Annotated in this window: 14 protein-coding genes, 1 pseudogene and 1 riboswitch; of the genes and pseudogenes, 8 read left to right on the top strand and 7 right to left on the bottom strand. The window is 71.9% G+C overall.

Annotation, left to right across the window (positions count from 1 at the left end):
- Positions 1 to 58 precede the first annotated feature (58 nt).
- Positions 59 to 238, top strand: a riboswitch (cobalamin riboswitch).
- A gap of 230 nt (positions 239 to 468) precedes the next feature.
- The 5 genes from IE264_RS20315 to IE264_RS20295 are packed head-to-tail and all read left to right on the top strand — an operon-like array spanning position 469 to position 5915.
- Positions 469 to 1971, top strand: coding sequence for a CoA-acylating methylmalonate-semialdehyde dehydrogenase (locus IE264_RS20315; protein ID WP_032753909.1), 1503 nt, complete (start codon positions 469 to 471; stop codon positions 1969 to 1971).
- Positions 1968 to 3122: an acyl-CoA dehydrogenase family protein gene (locus IE264_RS20310; protein WP_032753908.1), complete on the top strand. Its 1155-nt coding sequence runs from the start codon at positions 1968 to 1970 to the stop codon at positions 3120 to 3122. The genes IE264_RS20315 and IE264_RS20310 overlap by 4 nt, the downstream gene beginning before the upstream one ends.
- A complete protein-coding gene (locus tag IE264_RS20305) occupies positions 3119 to 4186 on the top strand; it encodes an enoyl-CoA hydratase/isomerase family protein (protein WP_032753907.1) in 1068 nt (355 codons plus the stop codon). The genes IE264_RS20310 and IE264_RS20305 overlap by 4 nt, the downstream gene beginning before the upstream one ends.
- On the top strand, positions 4183 to 5109 hold the full coding sequence (gene mmsB, locus IE264_RS20300; RefSeq protein ID WP_032753906.1) for a 3-hydroxyisobutyrate dehydrogenase: 927 nt from the start codon (positions 4183 to 4185) through the stop codon (positions 5107 to 5109). The genes IE264_RS20305 and mmsB overlap by 4 nt, the downstream gene beginning before the upstream one ends.
- A complete protein-coding gene (locus IE264_RS20295; RefSeq protein WP_032753905.1) occupies positions 5106 to 5915 on the top strand; it encodes an enoyl-CoA hydratase in 810 nt (269 codons plus the stop codon). Before mmsB ends, IE264_RS20295 begins: the two co-directional genes overlap by 4 nt.
- Here the strand turns inward: IE264_RS20295 and IE264_RS20290 are convergent.
- Positions 5902 to 6117: pseudogene (locus tag IE264_RS20290) on the bottom strand (short-chain fatty acyl-CoA regulator family protein); the annotation flags it as partial. The gene IE264_RS20295 and the pseudogene IE264_RS20290 sit on opposite strands and share 14 nt — an antisense overlap.
- Positions 6118 to 6223: 106 nt before the next feature.
- Between IE264_RS20290 and lplAB the strand changes: the two are divergent.
- Positions 6224 to 7288 carry a lipoate-protein ligase LplAB gene (gene lplAB / locus IE264_RS20285; RefSeq protein WP_032753901.1) on the top strand — a complete coding sequence of 355 codons (1065 nt, stop codon included), beginning with the start codon at positions 6224 to 6226 and terminating at the stop codon, positions 7286 to 7288.
- Positions 7289 to 7397: 109 nt separating this feature from the next.
- Positions 7398 to 9038, top strand: coding sequence for an FAD-dependent monooxygenase (locus IE264_RS20280; protein WP_032753900.1), 1641 nt, complete (start codon positions 7398 to 7400; stop codon positions 9036 to 9038).
- 91 nt (positions 9039 to 9129) lie between these two features.
- Here IE264_RS20280 and IE264_RS20275 read toward each other — a convergent pair whose 3' ends face one another.
- The 5 genes from IE264_RS20275 to IE264_RS20255 all read right to left on the bottom strand — a co-directional run bounded on the left by IE264_RS20275 (position 9130) and on the right by IE264_RS20255 (position 16021).
- Positions 9130 to 9777, bottom strand: a complete 648-nt coding sequence (locus tag IE264_RS20275) for a fasciclin domain-containing protein (RefSeq protein WP_015612436.1) — start codon at positions 9775 to 9777, stop codon at positions 9130 to 9132.
- A 71-nt stretch (positions 9778 to 9848) separates the two neighbouring features.
- Positions 9849 to 11441 carry a molybdopterin-dependent oxidoreductase gene (locus IE264_RS20270; protein WP_032753898.1) on the bottom strand — a complete coding sequence of 531 codons (1593 nt, stop codon included), beginning with the start codon at positions 11439 to 11441 and terminating at the stop codon, positions 9849 to 9851.
- A 193-nt stretch (positions 11442 to 11634) separates the two neighbouring features.
- The gene (locus IE264_RS20265) at positions 11635 to 13857 is read right to left on the bottom strand and encodes an NADP-dependent isocitrate dehydrogenase (protein ID WP_015612434.1); all 2223 of its coding nucleotides are present in this window, start codon (positions 13855 to 13857) and stop codon (positions 11635 to 11637) included.
- A 129-nt stretch (positions 13858 to 13986) separates the two neighbouring features.
- Positions 13987 to 15456 (bottom strand): amidase, encoded by a 1470-nt coding sequence (locus IE264_RS20260; RefSeq protein WP_032753896.1) that lies wholly within the window; start codon positions 15454 to 15456, stop codon positions 13987 to 13989.
- 151 nt (positions 15457 to 15607) lie between these two features.
- Positions 15608 to 16021, bottom strand: coding sequence for a hypothetical protein (locus IE264_RS20255; protein ID WP_032753894.1), 414 nt, complete (start codon positions 16019 to 16021; stop codon positions 15608 to 15610).
- A gap of 200 nt (positions 16022 to 16221) precedes the next feature.
- Between IE264_RS20255 and IE264_RS20250 the strand changes: the two genes are divergently transcribed.
- Positions 16222 to 16983 carry a lipoprotein gene (locus IE264_RS20250; RefSeq protein ID WP_032753893.1) on the top strand — a complete coding sequence of 254 codons (762 nt, stop codon included), beginning with the start codon at positions 16222 to 16224 and terminating at the stop codon, positions 16981 to 16983.
- 39 nt (positions 16984 to 17022) lie between these two features.
- Here the strand turns inward: IE264_RS20250 and IE264_RS20245 are convergent, their stop codons facing one another.
- Positions 17023 to 19251 (bottom strand): RICIN domain-containing protein, encoded by a 2229-nt coding sequence (locus IE264_RS20245; protein ID WP_229887650.1) that lies wholly within the window; start codon positions 19249 to 19251, stop codon positions 17023 to 17025.
- Between the last annotated feature and the right edge of the window lie 111 nt (positions 19252 to 19362).

Raw genomic sequence — 19362 nt, 5'->3', positions numbered from 1 at the left:
ACTTACTAGGACGTCCAACTATATGTTCGTGAGCAGCGGGGTGACCGGTGTGCAGTTGGTTGCCCTCAAGGCCCGTGGTGTCAGGGAAGCCGGTGCGAATCCGGCGCGGTCCCGCCACTGTGACCGGGGAGTTCCGTCCTCGCAGGACACGCCACTGACGGTGCAGAAGCCGTCGGGAAGGCATGAGGGCGAGCGCTGATCCGGGAGTCAGGATACCGGCCGCGGGATGTTCCGTGTTTCCACGAGGATGGAGCAGACACGCATGGCACCGGTCCGCACCCCCGGCCCCGCAGGCCCGTCCCGGCGAGCGGTTCTCCCCGCCCCCTGACGGCCCCCGCCCTTCGCGTCCCCCCGACGGCGAGCCCTGACGCGCCCACGCGCACCCGACCGGTGCGCCGTGCGGCGGCGGGGCCCGTGCGCCATCCCCGGATCTCACCTGACGATCTCACCGACGAGAGCAGGCTTTCCATGGTCCGCGAACTCACCCATTTCATCGGCGGCAAGCACACGCCCGGCACCACGGGCACATTCGGCGATGTCTACGACCCCAACACCGGCCGGGTCCAGGCCCGGGTGCCGCTGGCCGGCCGGTCCGAGACCGAGGCGGCCATCGCCGACGCCGCGGAGGCGCAGATCGAGTGGGGCGAGTGGAACCCGCAGCGCCGGGCCCGCGTCCTGCTGCGCTTCCTCCAGCTGGTCGAGAAGGAGAAGGACTCCCTGGCGCGGCTGCTCTCCTCGGAGCACGGCAAGACCGTGGCCGACGCACACGGCGACCTCGCGCGCGGTCTTGACGTGGTGGAGTTCGCGGCCGGTGTCCCGCACCTGCTGAAGGGCGAGTTCAGCGACAACGCGGGCGCCGGGATCGATGTCCACTCGCTGCGCCGGCCGCTCGGCGTGGTCGCGGGCATCACCCCGTTCAACTTCCCGGCGATGATCCCGCTGTGGAAGGCCGCTCCCGCTCTGGCCTGCGGTAACGCCTTCATCCTGAAGCCGTCGGAGCGGGATCCGTCGGTGCCGCTGCGGCTGGCCGAGCTGTTCCTGGAGGCGGGGCTTCCGCCCGGGGTGCTGAACGTCGTCAACGGCGGCAAGGAGGCCGTGGACACCCTGCTGGAGGACCCGCGCGTCAAGGCGCTCGGCTTCGTCGGCTCGACGCCGATCGCCGCGCACATCTACGCCACCGCCGCCGCCCACGGCAAGCGGGCGCAGTGCTTCGGCGGGGCGAAGAACCACATGATCGTGATGCCGGACGCCGACCTGGACCAGGCGGTGGACGCGCTGATCGGTGCCGGTTACGGCTCGGCGGGCGAGCGGTGCATGGCGATCTCGGTGGCCGTTCCGGTCGGTGAGGAGACCGCCGACGCGCTGGTGGCCAAGCTGACCGAGCGGATCGCCGGGCTGCGGATCGGCCGCTCGGACGACCCGGACGCGGACTTCGGGCCGCTGGTGGGCCGCGACGCGGTGGACCGGGTGCGCGGCTATGTCGACCTCGGTGTCGAGGAGGGCGCCGAACTGGTCGTCGACGGGCGTGACTTCATCCTGGAGGGCCACGAGGACGGGTTCTTCGCCGGGGCCTCGCTCTTCGACCGGGTCACCCCGGACATGCGGATCTACCAGGAGGAGATCTTCGGCCCGGTTGTCTCGGTGGTGCGTGCGGCGGATTACGAGGAGGCCCTGCGGCTGCCCTCGGAGCACCCGTACGGCAACGGCGTCGCCCTCTTCACCCGGGACGGCGACACCGCCCGCGACTTCACCCGCCGCGTCGACACGGGCATGGTCGGCGTCAACGTACCGATCCCGGTGCCGGTGGCGTACCACACGTTCGGCGGCTGGAAGCGGTCCGGCTTCGGGGACCTGAACCAGCACGGGCCGGACGCCATCCGCTTCTACACCCGTACCAAGACCGTCACTTCGCGCTGGCCCGCCTCCGGGATCCGGGACGGCGCGAGCTTCACGATTCCGACCATGGGATGACTGCCGTGACCACCCTGCTCAGCGACGACCAGCTCGCGGTCGTCGAGACGACACTCGACTTCGCCCAGGAACACCTGGCCCCGCACGCCGTGGGGTGGGACCAGGACAAGCACTTCCCCGTCGACGTCCTGCGGAAGGCGGCGGGGCTCGGCCTCGGAGGTGTGTACGTACGGGAGGACCTGGGCGGCTCCGGGCTGTCCCGCTCCGACGGGGTCCTCGTCTTCGAGGCCCTCGCCACCGGCTGCCCGTCGATCGCGGGCTACCTCTCGATCCACAACATGGTCGCCTGGATGGTCGACCGGTACGGGACCGAGGTCCAGCGCGGCCGGTACCTTCCGGAGCTCTGCACCATGGAGCAGCTGGGCAGTTACTGCCTGACCGAACCGGGCGCGGGCTCCGACGCGGCCGCGCTGCGCACCCGTGCGGTGCGCGACGGCGACCACTACGTCCTGACGGGGACCAAGCAGTTCATCTCCGGGGCGGGCGCCACGCACCTCTACATCGTGCTGGCCCGCACCGGAGCGGAAGGGCCCGGCGGGATCTCCGCGTTCCTCGTCGAACGGGACGACCCCGGGCTCTCCTTCGGGGCAAACGAGAAGAAGATGGGGTGGAACGCGCAGCCCACCCGGCAGGTCCTGCTGGACGGGGTGCGCATCCCGGCCGACCGGCTGCTCGGCGCGGAGGGCGAGGGCTTCCGGATCGCGATGAACGGCCTCAACGGCGGCCGGCTCGGCATCGCCGCCTGCTCGCTGGGCGGTGCGCAGAGCGCGCTGGACCGGTCGCTCACCCATCTCGCGGACCGGGAGGCGTTCGGCGGCCGGCTGCTGGACGCGCAGGCGCTGCAGTTCCGGCTGGCCGACATGGCGACCGAACTGGCCGCCGCCCGGGCGCTGGTCCGGCAGGCCGCCGAGGCGCTGGACCGGAGGGTGGGCGGGGCACCGGAGTTGTGCGCGATGGCCAAGCGCTTCGCCACCGACACCGGCTACTCCGTCGCCGACCGGGCGCTCCAACTCCACGGCGGTTACGGCTATCTGGCCGAGTACGGCATCGAGAAGATCGTGCGGGACCTGCGGGTCCACCAGATCCTTGAAGGGACCAACGAGATCATGCGCGTCATTGTGGCCCGGAGCCTGACGGGAGCCCTGCGATGACCGAGGAGCTCGTACGGGTACACACCGAGGGACGTACGGGGGTGGTGACCCTGAACCGGCCGAAGGCGCTCAACGCGCTCACCCACGCGATGGTGGAGACCATCGCGGCGGCCCTGGACCGGTGGGAGCACGACCCCGAGGTGGGAGCCGTCATCATCACCGGGGCCGGGGAGCGCGGCCTCTGCGCGGGCGGCGACATCCGGTCCATCTACGAGGACGCCCGCGTCGGCGGCAGGGCATCGGCCGCGTTCTGGCGCGACGAGTACCGGCTCAACGCCCGCATCGCCCGCTATCCGAAGCCGTACGTGGCGGTCATGGACGGCATCGTGATGGGCGGCGGGGTCGGGATCTCGGCGCACGGCAGCGTCCGGATCGTCACCGAGCGGTCCAAGGTGGCCATGCCGGAGACCGGGATCGGCTTCGTGCCGGACGTCGGCGGCACCTACCTGCTGGCGCTGGCCCCCGGGGAGCTGGGCACCCATCTCGCCCTGACGGGTGCGGTGGTGGGGGCCCGGGACGCTCTGCTGTGCGGACTGGCCGACCACTTCGTACCGGTGGACGACCTGCCCGCGTTCCTGGCCGGGCTGCGGACGGACCCGCCCGCCGAGGTGCTGCACCGCCACGTGCGGGACGCGCCTCCCGGCACCCTGGAGGCCGACCAGGCCTGGATCGACCACTGCTACGCGGCCGACACGGTCGAGGAGATCGTGGAGCGGCTGCTCGCATCGGACGTCCCGGCGGCCGGTGAGTCGGCCACCACCATCCTCGGCCGCTCCCCCACCGCACTGAAGGTCACCCTCGCCGCACTGCGCCGGGCCCGCGAACTCGGGCCGCTGGAAAGGGTGCTGGAGCAGGAGTACCGCGTCTCGTACGCGGCCCTGGCCTCGCCCGACCTGGTGGAGGGCATCCGGGCCCAGGTGATCGACAAGGACCGCTCGCCCCGCTGGACCCCGGACACACTCGTGGAGGTCACGGACGCGGACGTGGCCCGGTACTTCGCTCCGACCGGCGACGGAGAACTCTCCCTCGCCGCAGACGACTCACCGCAGGAGGTGCCCTGGTGACCACGACCGTCGCGTTCATCGGACTCGGCCACATGGGCGGTCCGATGGCCGCCAACCTCGTCCGGGCCGGGCACCGGGTGCTCGGCCACGATCTGGTGGAGGCCTCTCTGGCGGCCGCCGTGGAGAGCGGGGTGGAACGGGCGGAGTCCGCCGCCGACGCGGCCGCGGTGGCCGATGTCGTGATCACCATGCTGCCCGCCGGACGCCATGTCCTCTCGCTGTACGGGCCGGAGGGGCTGCTCGCCGCCGCGCGCCCCGGCACCCTGTTCGTCGACTGCTCGACCATCGACGTGGCCGACTCCCGCGCCGCCCACGCGGCAGCGGCGGCGGCCGGCCACCGTTCCCTGGACGCCCCGGTCTCCGGTGGGGTCGTCGGGGCCGAGGCGGGCACGCTCACCTTCATGGCCGGCGGCGAGGAGGCCGCGTTCGCGGAGGCCGAACCGCTGCTGGCCGTGATGGGCAGGAAGGCCGTGCACTGCGGCGGAGCCGGTGCCGGGCAGGCGGCGAAGATCTGCAACAACATGATCCTCGGCGTCTCGATGATCGCCGTCAGCGAGGCGTTCGTCCTCGCGGAGAGCCTCGGCCTCTCCGACCAGGCGCTGTACGACGTGGCGTCGGCGGCCTCCGGCCAGTGCTGGGCGCTCACCGTCAACTGCCCGGTCCCCGGCCCGGTCCCGACGAGCCCGGCCAACCGCGACTACCGCCCCGGGTTCGCCGCGCCGCTCATGGCCAAGGACCTCGGGCTGGCCGCCAACGCCCTGCGCGCGGGCGGCATCGACGCCGAACTGGGGCTCAGGGCAGCGGAGTTGTACGCCCGGTTCGCCGAGGGCGCCGGAGCGGACCAGGACTTCTCCGGGATCGTCCGGGCCATCCGGGCGGCCCCCTCGAACACCACCGACGCACAGAAGGGCACCACCACGTGAGCGAGAGCAGCGGGAGTCCGTCCACCCCGGGTCCGTACGGGACCATCCTGGTCGAGCGCCGGGGCCGCACCGCCCTGCTCACCCTGAACCGCCCCAAGGCCCTCAACGCGCTCAGCCTGGAGGTCATGCGGGAGACGGTCGAGGCGACCGAGGCGCTGGACCGCGACCCGGACGTCGGCTGCATCGTCATCACCGGCAGCGGGGGGAAGGCGTTCGCGGCGGGCGCGGACATCAAGGAGATGCAGCCGCAGAGCTATATGGACATGTACCTCAGCGACTGGTTCACCGCCTGGGACCGGCTGGGTCAGCTCAGGACCCCGACGATCGCGGCCATACGGGGCTACGCCCTGGGTGGCGGCTGCGAGTTGGCCATGCTCTGCGACCTGGTGATCGCCTCGGACACCGCCGTCTTCGGGCAGCCGGAGATCCGGCTCGGGGTGATCCCCGGCATCGGCGGCTCCCAGCGGCTGACCCGGGCGGTCGGCAAGGCCAAGGCGATGGACCTCTGTCTCACCGGCCGGAACATGGACGCCGAGGAGGCGGAGCGGGCCGGTCTGGTGTCCAGGATCGTCCCGGACGCGGATCTGCTGGAGGAGGCGCTCGCCGTCGCGGGGACGGTCTCCGGCATGTCGGCCCCGGTCGCGATGATGGCGAAGGAGGCGGTGAACCGCGCCTTCGAGACCACCCTCGCCGAGGGCGTCCGCTTCGAACGCCGCCTGTTCCACGCGGTGTTCGCGACGGCCGACCAGAAGGAGGGCATGAAGGCGTTCTCCGAGAAGCGGCCTGCGGAGTTCACTCACCGCTGATCCCCGAAGGCGGTGCGGACAGGCCGTCGGCGACCACCGGGTACAGCACATGGGTGCGCCGGTCGGGGTCGACGGCCGGCCGGCCCCCGGCCGGGGGCCGGGCCCGCTGGGCGCAGTCCTGCCGTTCGCAGATCCGGCAGCCGAGCCCGATGGGCGTCGCGGAGCGGGGGTCGTCCAGGGCCATGCCCTCGGCGTGCGCCAGTGACGCCCCGGGGCCCGGGATGATCCGCACCCCGATGCGTGTTACATCCGGTTGTGTCCGGCTCATCACCGAGCCGGGCGACGGAACTGGAGCTGGAGGCGGCGCTGTGCACGGTGAGTACAAGGTTCCCGGCGGCAAGCTGGTCGTGGTGGACCTGGACGTCGAGGGCGGGGCGCTGCGGAACGTCCGCGTCGCCGGGGACTTCTTCCTCGAACCCGACGAGGCGATCCTGGCGATCGACGCGGCCCTGGAGGGTGCCCCGGCCAACACGGACACAGCGGGACTCGCGGCCCGGATCGAGGCGGCGCTGCCCGGCTCCACGGTGATGCTCGGGCTGAGTGCGGAGGGCGTCGCCATCGCCGTACGCCGGGCGCTGGCGCAGGCCACGGAGTGGAGCGACTACGACTGGCAGCTGATCCACGAGGCCCCGCAGTCGCCCGCGCTGCACATGGCGCTGGACGAGGTCATCACCGCGGAGGTGGCGGCGGGGCTGCGTCCGCCGACGCTGCGGGTCTGGGAGTGGGACTCCCCCGCCGTGATCATCGGCAGCTTCCAGTCGCTGCGCAACGAGGTCGATCCGGCGGGCGTGGAGCGGCACGGGGTGAACGTCGTACGCCGGATCTCCGGTGGCGGCGCGATGTTCGCCGAGCCGAGCTCCACCATCACCTACTCGCTGGCCGTCCCGCAGTCCCTCGTCTCGGGCCTCTCCTTCGCCGACAGCTACGCCTATCTGGACGACTGGGTCCTCGAAGCCCTCGCGGACATGGGCATCAAGGCCTGGTACCAGCCGCTCAACGACATCGCCACCGAGGTCGGCAAGATCGCGGGGGCGGCGCAGAAGCGGGTGGTGGGGCCGGACGGCGGTCCCGGGGCCGTGCTGCACCACGTGACCATGGCGTACGACATCGATGCCGACAAGATGCTGGAGGTGCTGCGGATCGGCAAGGAGAAGATGTCCGACAAGGGCACCCGGTCGGCGAAGAAGCGTGTCGACCCGCTGCGCCAGCAGACCGGTCTGCCGCGCCAGGCCGTGATCGAGCGCATGATCGAGTCGTTCCGCAAGCGGCACGGGCTGACCACGGGCAGCGTGACGGACGCGGAGCTGGCCCGTGCCGAGGAGCTCGTACGCACCAAGTTCGCCACCCCGGAGTGGACGGCCCGGGTGCCGTAGCGAGGACCGCCCCCGCGCGCAGGTCTGAAACCCGCCCGGGTGCCGTACGCCGCCGATGGCAGGACGATGGAGGGGACCGTAAGCAGGGGGGCCACGGCGGGAGGCCCCGGTGGCACGCAGCGAAGTGACCGATGTGCTCGTCGCGGGCGCCGGCCCGGTCGGGCTGACGCTCGCCGCCGAGCTGCGGCGGTCGGGGGTCTCCTGCCGGATCGTGGACCGCCTCCCGGCCCGGCTGCCGTACGCCAAGGCGGTGGGGATCCAGCCGCGCACCCTGGAGCTCTTCGACCGGATGGGCCTGGTGCGGGAGGTGCTGGACGCGGCGGTCGCGATGCGTGGGCAGCTGACGTACGTGAACGGGGCCGAGCAGGGCCGGATCGAGCTCGTCCTCCCGCCCGAGGTGCCTTACGGCTTCGCCGCGCTGCCGCAGTACGAGACCGAACGCGTCCTGGAGGAGTTCCTCGGGCGGTTCGGCACCGGGATCGAGCGCTCGACCGAGCTGGTGGCGTTCGCCCAGGACCCCGCCGGGGTGACCAGCAGGCTCACCACCGCTTCCGGGGCCGAGGAGGAGGTCCGGTCCCGGTTCCTGGTGGGGTGCGACGGGGCCCACAGCGTGGTCCGCAAGGGGCTCGGGCTCACCTTCGAGGGCGGCGCGTTCCCCGAGGAGTACATGCTGGCCGATGTGGAGGTGGGCTGGGGGGTGCCGCCCGGGTACGGGGTGCGGTCCATGCACCGCGGCGAGGACGGTGCCATCGACGACCTGCTGGTCTGCATCCCGCTGCCGGGAACGGGCCGCTACCGGATGTCGATGCTGGTGCCGCCCGAGCTGTCGGCGGCGCGTCCTTCTGAGCCGTCGGCCGGGGACGGTGTGGCCCACGGCCTCGAAGGCGGTACGGCGCCCGCCCTCGCCGACATCCAGAAGGTCCTGGACCGGCTGGCTCCCGAGCCGGTCACCGCGTCCGCGCTGCGCTGGTCCTCGGTGTTCCGCATCAGCCACCGGCTGGTGGACCGGTACGGGGAGGGCCGGGTGTTCGTCGCCGGGGACGCGGCGCACATCCATCCGCCGACCGGCGCCCAGGGCATGAACACCGGGGTCCAGGACGCCTGCAATCTGGCGTGGAAGCTCGCCCTGGCCGTCGGGGGCGCCGCCCACCCGGGCCTGGTGGCGAGTTACGACGTGGAGCGGCACCCGGTGGGCGAGGAGGTGGTGGGCCGGACCGTCCGCCATGCCGCCGAGGGCGTGCAGGCCGACCCGACGGACCCGGAGACGCTGATGCTCCGCGAGGCCCAGCTGCTGATCGGCTACCGGGAGAGCCCGCTCGTGACGCCGCTGCCCCGGCCGGACGGGGCGACGCTCCGGCCCGGCGACCGGGCCCCGGACTGCGGCGGGCTCACCGGGGACATCGCCGCCTACCCGGTGCGGCTCTTCGACCTGCTGCGCGGGCGCGCCCACGTCCTGCTGGTCTACGGGCACCACCCGGCCGGTGACACACCCGCCGATCTCGCCGCTGCGGCACGGGAGTTGTCCCAAGGGCGCGTGGAGACGTGCCGGATCCTGCCCGCCGACGCCCCCTTCACGGTGGCCCCGGGCGTCTCCCATCACCACGACAGCCGGGGCGAGTTCGCCCGGCGGTACGGGGTCGAGGAGGGTGCCGCGTTCGTGGTGCGCCCGGACGGCTACCTCAGCGCCTGCCTCCGCCCGCCCACGGTAGGGGAGTTGAAGGAGGCGCTGGGGAGGGTCTTCGGCCCGTGACGGCGAAAGCCCCGCCACGGGAGGGCCCTGGGGGTTGGTAGGGGCACTTCCGCGGCGGGGCGGTCTGTCACGGCAGGCAACTGCCGTACGACTACTTCGGCATCAGGACCGTGTCGATGATGTAGACGGTGGCGTTGGCGGTCGGAACGTTGCCGCAGACCACGTTGGCGCTGTCGTTGACCTTGTACGACTCGCCGGAGCCGGCCGTGGTCAGCGTGCTCTTCTGCAGCGTGTCGAAGGTGCCGCTCTCCAGCTGCTGCGGGGTGAGCTTCTCGCCCACGACGTGGTAGGTGAGGATCTTGGTGAGCATGGCCTTGTCGTTGAGGACCGCGTCCAGGTCGGCCTTCGGGATCTTGGCGAAGGCGTCGTTGGTGGGCGCGAACACCGTGATGTTCTCGGCGTTGTTGAGGGTGTCGACGAGGCCGGCCTTCTGCACGGCGGTGACGAGCGTGGAGAGCGCGGGGTTGTTGGAGGCGGCGGTGGCGACCGGGTCCTTCGCCATGCCGTCGAAGCTGCCCGCGCCCTCGGTCGGGACGCCGGCACAGGCCGGGCCGAACGGCTTGTCGGCCGACGTGTCGTCACCGGCGGCCGGCTTCGACTCCTCGGGGGTCGAACCTGCGGCGGACGCGCTGTCGGACGCCTTGTCCGAGCTGTCCTCGGCGCAGGCGGTCAGCGACAGGGGCAGCAGGACGGCGGCGACGACGGCGACGGCTGCACGGCGGTGGCGAAGGGCGTTCATGGAATTCTCCTGAATCGTTCTTAAGGGGAAACGGGATGAAGTACTGCTGCAGGGAGGTCTGTTGTGTGGGGTCAGTCGACGGAGACCACGACGGAGTGCCAGCCACTGGCACCGTCCGGGACGGTCTTGGTCCGCTTCTCGGTCTGGACCTCGCCCGTGCCGTCGGTGGCGCGGACGGTGAGGGTGTGGCCGCCGGGGGTGGCCTTCCAGGGGTAGGACCACTGGCGCCAGGTGTCGACGGTGTCCTGCTCGGCCAGTTGGGCCGGGCGCCACGGGCCGTCGTCGACGCGGATCTCGACCTTCTCGATGCCCCGGTGCTGGGCCCAGGCCACTCCGGCGACCATGACCGTGCCGGCCTCGGGGCGGCCGAAGGGCTTGGGGGTGTCGATCCGGGACTGGGTCTTGATCGGGGCCTTGCGGGCCCACTTCCGCTTCACCCAGTACGCGTCGTAGTCGTCGAAGGTGGTGAGCTCGATGTCCTCGATCCACTTGCAGGCCGAGACGTACCCGTACAGGCCGGGGACGAGCATGCGGACGGGGAACCCGTGGACGAAGGGCAGCGGTTCGCCGTTCATGCCCACGGCGAGCATCGCGTCCCGGCCGTCCATGACGTCCTCGACGGGGGTGCCGAGCGTCATGCCGTCCACCGAGCGGGCGATGATCTGGTCGGCCCTGCCGCCCCGGGACGGCGGCTTGACGCCCGCCTCCTTGAGCAGGTCGGACAGGCGTACGCCGATCCACCTGGCGTGGCCGATGTAGGGGCCGCCGACCTCGTTGGAGACGCAGCACAGGGTGATCTCACGCTCGATCAGGGGGCGGTCCAGCAGGTCCTGGTAGGTGAGCTCCAGGTCCCGCCGTACACCCTTGCCGTGGATGCGCAGCCGCCAGGTGTTCGCGTCGACCTTGGGGACGACCAGTGCCGTGTCCACCCGGTAGAACTTGTTGTTGGGGGTGGTGAACGGGGGGAGGCCGGGTACCCGCAGCTGCGCTCCGGCCGGGATCGGCTCGGCGGGCGAGGCCGGGGCGGGCAGCCGGGCGCCCTCACGGGAGGCGACGGCGTTCTGACTGCTCCGGCCGTTGAGTGTCCGGCCGACCGCTCCCGCCACGGTGGAGGCGGCGGCCGCGGCGGTGGCGGCGATCAGGAAGCCCCGGCGGTCCCAGCCGCCCTCGTCCTCCTCCTGCTCCTCCCCCGGGATCCGGCGCGGCCGGGTGAGCCTGCCGATGAGGACGTACAGCAGGACCGCCCCGGCCACCGCTCCCACTAGCGACGGAAGTCCGTCGACCACACCGGTGGAGTCCGGGCGGCTGACGGCCGATGCGGCGCCGACCACACCGAAGGCCAGGACGGCGGCGGAGCCGGTACGCCGGTACCGCAGCGCCAGTACGCCGACGGCGAGGGCGAAGAGGGCGAGCGTCACGACGATGCCGAGCTGCAGGACGAGTTTGTCGTTCTCGCCGAAGTTCCGGATCGCGAAGTCCTTCACCGCGGCGGGCGTCCGGTCGATGGCAGCCCCGCCGACCGCTGTCACGGGACTCGCCTCGGGCCTGACGGCCGCCGAAACGAGCTCGGCGACGGTCAGTGCGGCGAATCCCGCCAGCAGCCCGCTCAGGGCTGCGAGCGTTCCGCGGGTCAGGGCTGTCCGGGTGATCCTCACGGTCATCATTCGGAGCCGTGGGACGGGCGGATTGGTCGTTCGCCCGATCAAGTGAAACTGATGGGTCCGTTGCGCGTCGGGGGCGTATGTGGGTTAGAGGGGCCGGAGAGGCTCACGGGACATCCGGAGACGCGAACCGCCCCGGCGGGCACAGGGCCGGCCGGGGCGGAACGGTGGGCGGACGGGTCCGCCCGACATCAGGTCAGGCGAGGCTCGCGATCGCCTTGTTGAACGTGGCGGACGGGCGCATGATCGCCTCGGCCTTGGCCGGGTCGGGCTGGTAGTAGCCGCCGATCTCGGCCGGGGAGCCCTGCACCGCGATCAGCTCGGCGACGATGGTCTCCTCCTGCTCGGCCAGCGTCTTGGCGAGCGGCGCGAACGCCTCGGCGAGCTTGGCGTCGTCGGTCTGCTGCGCCAGCTCCTGGGCCCAGTAGAGGGCCAGGTAGAAGTGGCTGCCGCGGTTGTCGATGCCACCGAGGCGACGGCTCGGGGACTTGTCCTCGTTGAGGAACGTGCCGGTCGCCCGGTCCAGGGTGTCGGCGAGGACCTGGGCCCGCGCGTTGTCCGTGGTGGTGGCCAGGTGCTCGAAGCTGACCGCGAGGGCCAGGAACTCGCCCAGGCTGTCCCAGCGCAGGTAGTTCTCCTTGACGAGCTGCTGGACGTGCTTGGGGGCCGAGCCGCCCGCGCCGGTCTCGAAGAGGCCGCCGCCGTTCATCAGCGGGACGACGGAGAGCATCTTCGCGCTGGTGCCGAGCTCCAGGATCGGGAAGAGGTCGGTGAGGTAGTCACGCAGCACGTTGCCGGTGACGGAGATGGTGTCCTCGCCGCGGCGGATGCGCTCCAGGGAGAAGGCGGTGGCCTCCTCCGGGGTCCGGATGGAGATGTCCAGGCCGTCGGTGTCGTGGTCGGCGAGGTACGTGGTGACCTTGGCGATCAGGTTGGCGTCGTGCGCGCGGCCCTCGTCCAGCCAGAACACGGCCGGGTTGCCGGTGGCGCGGGCGCGGGTGACGGCGAGCTTGACCCAGTCCTGGATCGGCGCGTCCTTGGTCTGGCACATCCGGAAGATGTCACCGGCGCCGACGGCCTGCTCCAGCACGACGGTGCCGTTGGTGTCGACGACGCGCACGGTGCCGGTGGCGGGGATCTCGAAGGTCTTGTCGTGGCTGCCGTACTCCTCGGCCTTCTGCGCCATCAGACCGACGTTGGGCACCGAGCCCATGGTCGACGGGTCGAAGGCGCCGTTGGCGCGGCAGTCGTCGATGACGACCTGGTAGACACCGGCGTAGCTGCTGTCCGGGAGGACGGCGATGGTGTCGGCCTCGTTGCCGTCCGGGCCCCACATGTGGCCGGAGGTGCGGATCATGGCCGGCATGGAGGCGTCGACGATGACGTCGCTGGGGACGTGCAGGTTGGTGATGCCCTTGTCGGAGTCGACCATCGCGAGGGCCGGGCCCTCGGCGAGCTCGGCCTCGAAGGACGCCTGGATCTCGGCGCCCGACTCGGGCAGCGAGTTCAGGCCCTTGAGGATGCCGCCCAGGCCGTCGTTCGGGGTGAGACCGGCGGCGGCGAGCTGGTCGCCGTACTTGGCGAAGGTGTTCGGGAAGAAGGCGCGGACCGCGTGGCCGAAGATGATCGGGTCGGAGACCTTCATCATGGTGGCCTTGAGGTGCACGGAGAACAGCACGCCCTCGGCCTTGGCGCGGGCGACCTGCGCGGTGAAGAACTCGCGCAGCGCGGCGACGCGCATGACGGCCGCGTCCACGACCTCGCCCTTCAGGACGGGTACGGACTCGCGCAGCACGGTGGTGGCGCCGTCGTCGCCGTGCAGCTCGATCCGGAGCGAGCCGTCCTCGGCGATGACCGCGGACTTCTCCGTGGAGCGGAAGTCGTCGACGCCCATGGTGGCGACGTTCGTCTTCGACTCGGCCGACCAGGCGCCCATGCGGTGCGGGTGGGCCTTGGCGTAGTTCTTGACGGAGGCGGGGGCGCGGCGGTCGGAGTTGCCCTCGCGCAGCACCGGGTTCACGGCGCTGCCCTTGATCTTGTCGTACCGGGCGCGGATGTCCTCGGCCTCATCGGTCTGCGGGTCGTCCGGGTAGTCCGGAAGCGCGTAGCCCTGCTCCTGGAGCTCGGCGATCGCGGCCTTGAGCTGCGGGATCGACGCCGAGACGTTGGGCAGCTTGATGATGTTCGCGCCGGGGGTCCTGGCCAGCGCGCCGAGCTCGGCGAGTGCGTCATCGATACGCTGCTCGGCCTTGAGGTGCTCCGGGAAGCTGGCGATGATCCGCCCCGCGAGGGAGATGTCACGGCGCTCCACCGTGACTCCTGCGGTCGAGGCGTAGGCCTCGACGACGGGCAGGAGCGAATAGGTCGCCAGGGCAGGGGCCTCGTCGGTGTGCGTATAGATGATGGTCGAGTCAGTCACCGGGTGCTCCGCTCCACGTCTGCAACATTGCTTGACATCAAGATATCTCGTCGCCGCCCGCGGCTCCACAAGGCCCCCGCACGGCTTCACAGTCCGTACGGGGTCCGGTGAGCCTGCGATCACTCCGGGTTACGGGGACGGCGGGCGGTGGTCGTGCCAGCGCAGGTCGTCCTCCAGCTGGGCGGCCAGGGCGATCAGCCGCTCCTCGCTGCGGGAGGGGCCGAGCAGCTGGGCGCCGACGGGGAGGCCGGAGCGCGTGAAGCCGGCCGGGACGTTCACGCCGGGCCAGCCGAGGACGTTCCACGGCCAGGCGTAGGGGCAGGCGGCCGCCATCGTGACGTCGGTGCGCCAGGCGCTGAGCCGGTCGAAGGTGCCGATACGGGGCGGGGGTGCGGCGGTCGTCGGGGTGAGGAGCACGTCGTACCCGTCGAAGAGGGCTCCGATGCGGTGGTGCTGGCGCACCTCTCGGGCGCGGGCGGCCCGCACCACCCGGCCGCCGAGCCGCGTCCCGGTCCGCAGGGCGCTGCGGGTGCGGGGGTCGAGGAGGGCCGGTTCGGGGTGGCGGGCGGCGAATTCGGCGATGCCGGCGGTGGCGCGGGGGACGAAGGCGAGGCCGATCAGCCCGTACCGGGGGCGGGCCTCCTCGACATGGTGGCCGAGCCGGGCCAGGGTCTCGGCGAGCGCGGCGACGGCCCGGCGCACCTCGGGGTCGGGGCCGGCGCCGGTGAGGGTGAGCGGGGGCCGCCAGGCGAGGGCGATACGGAGGCGGCCCGGGTCCCGGCGGGCGGCGTCGGAGGCGCGGACGGCGGGCGGGCGGTGGAAGTCCCCGGGGTGCGCACCCGCGGCCGCGTCCAGCAGGAGCGCGGCGTCGGCGACCGTACGGGCGAGGGGCCCATTGACGGTGAGGCCCTGGAAGGCGTCGTGGTGCGGGTGGACCGAGACGCGGCCGCGCTGGGGCTTGATGCCGACGAGGTGGGTCCAGGCGGCGGGGATGCGGACGGACCCGGCACCGTCCGAGCCGAGGGCGGCGGGGACCAGGCCCGCGGCGACGGCCGCCGCCGATCCGCCGGAGGAGCCGCCGGGGGTGTGCGCGGTGTTCCAGGGGTTGCGGGTGGCGCCGAAGGCGGGGCCCTCGGTGAACGGCCACTGGCCCAGTTCGCAGGAGTTGGTCTTGCCGACGATGACGGCTCCGGCGGCGCGCAGCCGGCGGACCGCCTCGCTGTCGGTGGTGGCCGGGGGCCGTTCGCCGTCGCAGCCGAAGTGGGTGGGCAGGCCCGCCACATCGGTGTCGTCCTTGACGGCGACCGGCACACCGAGCAGCGGCAGCCGCTCCCCCGCCGCGAGCCTGCGGTCGGCCTCGGCGGCTTCCGCGAGGGCGGCTTCGGCCCGCAGGTGGCGGAAGGCGTTGAGGGTGGGCTGCGCGGACTCGATCCGGGCGAGGGCGTCGGCGACGAGTGCGGTGGAGGTGGTGGTGGAGTCGGCGAGCAGGCGCGTGCTCTCCGCGAGTCCGGGCATCGGCGCCGGGGCGGGCGCCCGGTCCCGGTCCGTGTGCGGCCGCAGGGCCGGGCCGGTCTGCTCGGTGGGCTCCGCTGAGGACATGGGCGTGCCGCCTCCCTCGTGGCCGCGGGGCCGACCGGTCGTCCCGGCCGCAGCCCACGCGTACTTACTGGAGGGTAACGAGAGGAGGCGGCGCGCTCAACCGGTGGGGCTGATCCGGCTGCCGGGGCGATACGGGCCTACGGCCCCCGCGTCACGGGCGGACGTGGATCTCGCCGATGCCCGTGCCGAGCTTCCCGCAGTGGGCGGTGGACTGGCCCGACTCGCCGGGCCTCAGGGTGACGTGGTTGCCGTCGATGTCCGGGGCCCAGCCGCAGACCAGGTGGACCCAGAAGGTCTGCGTCTGGCTCCCGTTGTTGCGACAGAGGGCGAAGCCCGTGTACTCGTCGATGGCGTGCTTGCCGGTGTCGCAGGAGAGGCCGGGCGGAATGGCGGCCGGGGCGGCGGCCGGTTTGGCGGTCGCCGACGTGACCGGGATCGCCAGCGCGACGGCCGTCGTCACGACGGCGAGCGCCCGCAGGACGGACCGGGACCGCTTCCCCGCGGCCGTGGACCGCCTCGCCGTGGCCGTGCCGCCCGTGCTCCTCGTCCCCGTGAACAGGTTCATGGTTCTCCTTCGCGGTGTGCGTGCGTACGTGATCCCGGGTGGGATCACCGCACCCTTGCCCACGCTCCGTGTCCGAAAACACCCCCACCCCTCACGCTCCGTACGCGCGCCGGGCGGCGCCCCCTCTCCCGGCGTACGCTCGAAAGTGCCGGTCACTCTGGTTCGCACGCCCCTGACCGGGGCCTTTTCGAGGAGGCGACGTGAGCGGACACCGTTGGGCCGCACGGGCGGCGGCGGGTGCGGCGGCCGTCGCTCTCACCGTGACGGGTGGTGCGGTCGCGCAGGCTGACGACGACATCGCCTCGCTCGGCGCCGAGCAGATCGCGGACCGCTCGCGCGACGCCCTGCTGGGGGTCTCCTCCCTGCACCTGAGCGCGCGCGGCAGCCTCGACGGAAGCGGCGACCCGATGAGCGTCGACCTGACGCTCGACCGGGAGGGCAACTGCACGGGCGGCGTCGACATGGGCGAGGACGGTTCCGTGGAGATCGTGAAGCGCGTCGGCGATGTCTGGCTGAAGCCGGACAAGGCGTTCTGGGAGACCCATGTCCCGGTCGGCGGCTCCACCTTCGACGCGATCCTCGACGGCCGCTACATGAAGGCGAAGGCCGACGACCCCCGGCTGCTCACGGTGACCGAGGTGTGCGATCTCGACACCTTCCGCGAGCTGATCACGGACAACGCCGACGCCGCCGACCGGGGGACGCTGACGAAGGGGCGGGAGACCGAGGTGAACGGGGAGCCCGTCATTCCGGTGACCCGGGCGCAGGGCGACGAGCGCCTGACGGTGTACGTGGCCACCGAGGGCGAGCCGTACCCGGTGCGGATCGCCGTTCGGGGGTCGGGCGAGGAGGGGACCGTGGACTTCTCCGGCTTCGACCGGCCGGTGCCCGCGCGGACTCCGTCGGCGGACGAGACGGTGGATGTGACGGCGCTGCTGGGCCGCAGCGTCAAACCGGTCTGAGCACCGGTGTTGGGCGGCGGCCCAGCGAAGGGGTGGAACCTAGGGGTACGCCACCAGATTGGCCACGTTGGTGCTGGAGTTGGACGGTCCTCCCGAGTTGTTGATGACGCGGTTGATGGTCCCCGTTCCGCCGAGCGAGACGGTCACCATGTTGTGGAAGCGCACGCCCGGTGTGTTCGGCGCCTCGAAGGCGCGCTCGGCGACCACCGACGGGTTGGCGTTGAAGAAGCAGTAGCTGCCCAGGCCCCACGCCTCGTGGCGGGTGACGGACGGGGAGACCTTGTAGGCGTCGTAACCGCGGGTCGAACCGTTCATCCAGGCCGCCTGGTTGGGCGGGTCGTAGGGCATCTCGTTCTGGAAGAAGTACGTGCGCCCGCCGTTGCCGTTCCAGATGACCTGGTGCTGCTGGTAGTGCTCGACGAAGAGCCCGTACATCGTCACGTCGGTGCCGTTGACGATCAGTCCGGTGGCGGCGGTGTTGGTGTTCCAGCCGATGCCGCTGCCGTGGTCGCCGCGCCAGAGCCAGAGGTGGTCGCCGATGACGTCGGAGCTGTTGACGACCAGGCTCTGAGTGGCCTTGCCGACGGCCGCGCCGCCGATGCGGAAGAAGACGTCGTGCAGCGAGGTCGGGTTGGCGGTGTGCCGGGCGGTGGCCCCAGCCTGCCCGACCTGCATCAGGGTGGGGGAGTTGACGGTGCCCGCGTCGATCAGGATCCCGGCGATCTTGACGCCGTCGACGTCGGCGACATTGAGCGCGGTGATGCCGTTCTCAGGGATGACGGTGGCGAGCCCGAGGCCCAGGACGACGGTGTCGGCGCGGGTGACGTTGATGGTCTGGTTGAGGCGGTAGACCCCCGGGGTGAAGAGCAGGTTCTTGCCCTCCGCGAGCGCCGCGTTGATCTGGGACGCGGTGGCGCCGGGCTTCACGATGAAGAACTGGCTGATGGGCAGCGACTGTCCGGCGGGAGTTCCCGAACCCCAGGTGGTGCCTTGGGTGTTGGTCCGCAGGGCCGGTACGAAGACCTGGTAGGCGCCGGCCCCGTCCACGTACAGGAAGGGCTTCTCGCGGCTCACGGGTGTCTGGGCGACCGTGGTGTAGGGCGGGTTGGGGAAGCTGTTGGCGGGGGCGTTGACGTCTCCGACGAAGACCATGTTCCAGTTGGATCCGGTCCAGCTGTTCCACTGGCTGTTGCGGGAGAGCCACTGCTGCTGGGTGCCGGAGCGGACCTGTCCGTCGATCTTCGAGTCGGCCATGAAGCCACCGCTCGACCAGCCTCCGTCGTCGAGCTGGAGGTTGCCGCGGACATGCATGCGGCGGTACGGGGCGGCCTGCGACACGGCCCAACGGTCGGTTCCCGAAGGCGGGTTGACCGAGAGGTTCTCGGCGGAGCGCCAGAAGTTGTGGGTGGCGTTGCCCTGGAACCAGTCGGCCTCCACGTGTACGCCGCCGTTGATGGTGACGTCGTCGGGCGACAGGCCGAGCCCGGCGACCTGGGTGTAGAAGCCGACGTTGGCGTCGACGTCGTAGCGGCCGGGCTTGAAGAGCAGGGCCTGGCGCTGGGAGCCGAACTGGTTGGTCTCCTGCTGGGCGAAGACCTGGTTGAGCTTGTTCTGGATGGTCGCCCTCGGCGTGGACGGGTCGAAGACGGAGACGTTGGGGCCGAGGTCGGGGGTTCCGGGCGGGTTCGGTACGTCGGTGGCGCCCACCCGGAAGGACTGCGCGGCCGATCCGTTGCAGGTGTACTGCTGGACGCGGGCGCTGTCGGCGGTGGAAGCGGCCGGGATGTCGAGGCACTTGCCGCTGTTGCGGTTCACGAAGTGGAAGGCCCCACCGGGCTCCTCGACGGGCAGCCACTGCTGGTTGGCACCACCGGAGTACGACCAGAGCTGTACGGGCGCGGCGTCCGCGGTGGACACATTCGTCACGTCCCAGCTCTTCGCCGCGTCGTTGCGGTTGTCGACCCGGACGTACCCGTCGCCGACGGAGCGGAACTGCCACTGCTGGGCGGTGCTGCCGTTGCACGTGTACTGCTGCACCGCTGTGCCGTCGGCGGTGCCGGCGGCCGCCGCGTCCACGCACTTGGCGCTATGAGCTGCCGTCACTGTCACCCAGCCGCTGGGCAGTTCCGCCGCCTGGGCGGTGGGGGCCGCGGCGACGGCGGTGAGCAGGGAGGCCACCAGTCCGCCGAGGGCCAGCAGCGGGGTTCCGAGGCGCCGGGGTCTGTGTCCGTCGCGGCGCGGGCCGCGAGGCGTGATGGGGCCGGGCATTCGCATATGTGTCTCCTGCGGCGGGGGGTGGGGCTTACTTCAGGCCGTGAAGTTAGGCCCGTTCCGTGGACACGTCAAGACTGCGCGTACGGAAGGTGAATCCGGCCCAGC

The sequence above is a fragment of the Streptomyces microflavus genome, assembly GCF_014650075.1.
GTDB lineage: Bacteria > Actinomycetota > Actinomycetes > Streptomycetales > Streptomycetaceae > Streptomyces > Streptomyces microflavus.
This window is presented reverse-complemented; position numbering and strand designations above follow the sequence as displayed.

What these genes read in the sequence shown, in the direction of transcription:
- IE264_RS20310 (WP_032753908.1), top strand. Translation starts at nt 1,968, where the DNA reads ATGACTGCCGTGACCACCCTGCTCAGCGACGACCAGCTCGCGGTCGTC.
- IE264_RS20245 (WP_229887650.1), bottom strand. Translation starts at nt 19,251, where the DNA reads ATGCCCGGCCCCATCACGCCTCGCGGCCCGCGCCGCGACGGACACAGA.
- IE264_RS20275 (WP_015612436.1), bottom strand. Translation starts at nt 9,777, where the DNA reads ATGAACGCCCTTCGCCACCGCCGTGCAGCCGTCGCCGTCGTCGCCGCC.
- IE264_RS20260 (WP_032753896.1), bottom strand. Translation starts at nt 15,456, where the DNA reads ATGTCCTCAGCGGAGCCCACCGAGCAGACCGGCCCGGCCCTGCGGCCG.
- IE264_RS20305 (WP_032753907.1), top strand. Translation starts at nt 3,119, where the DNA reads ATGACCGAGGAGCTCGTACGGGTACACACCGAGGGACGTACGGGGGTG.
- IE264_RS20270 (WP_032753898.1), bottom strand. Translation starts at nt 11,441, where the DNA reads ATGATGACCGTGAGGATCACCCGGACAGCCCTGACCCGCGGAACGCTC.
- IE264_RS20255 (WP_032753894.1), bottom strand. Translation starts at nt 16,021, where the DNA reads ATGAACCTGTTCACGGGGACGAGGAGCACGGGCGGCACGGCCACGGCG.
- IE264_RS20315 (WP_032753909.1), top strand. Translation starts at nt 469, where the DNA reads ATGGTCCGCGAACTCACCCATTTCATCGGCGGCAAGCACACGCCCGGC.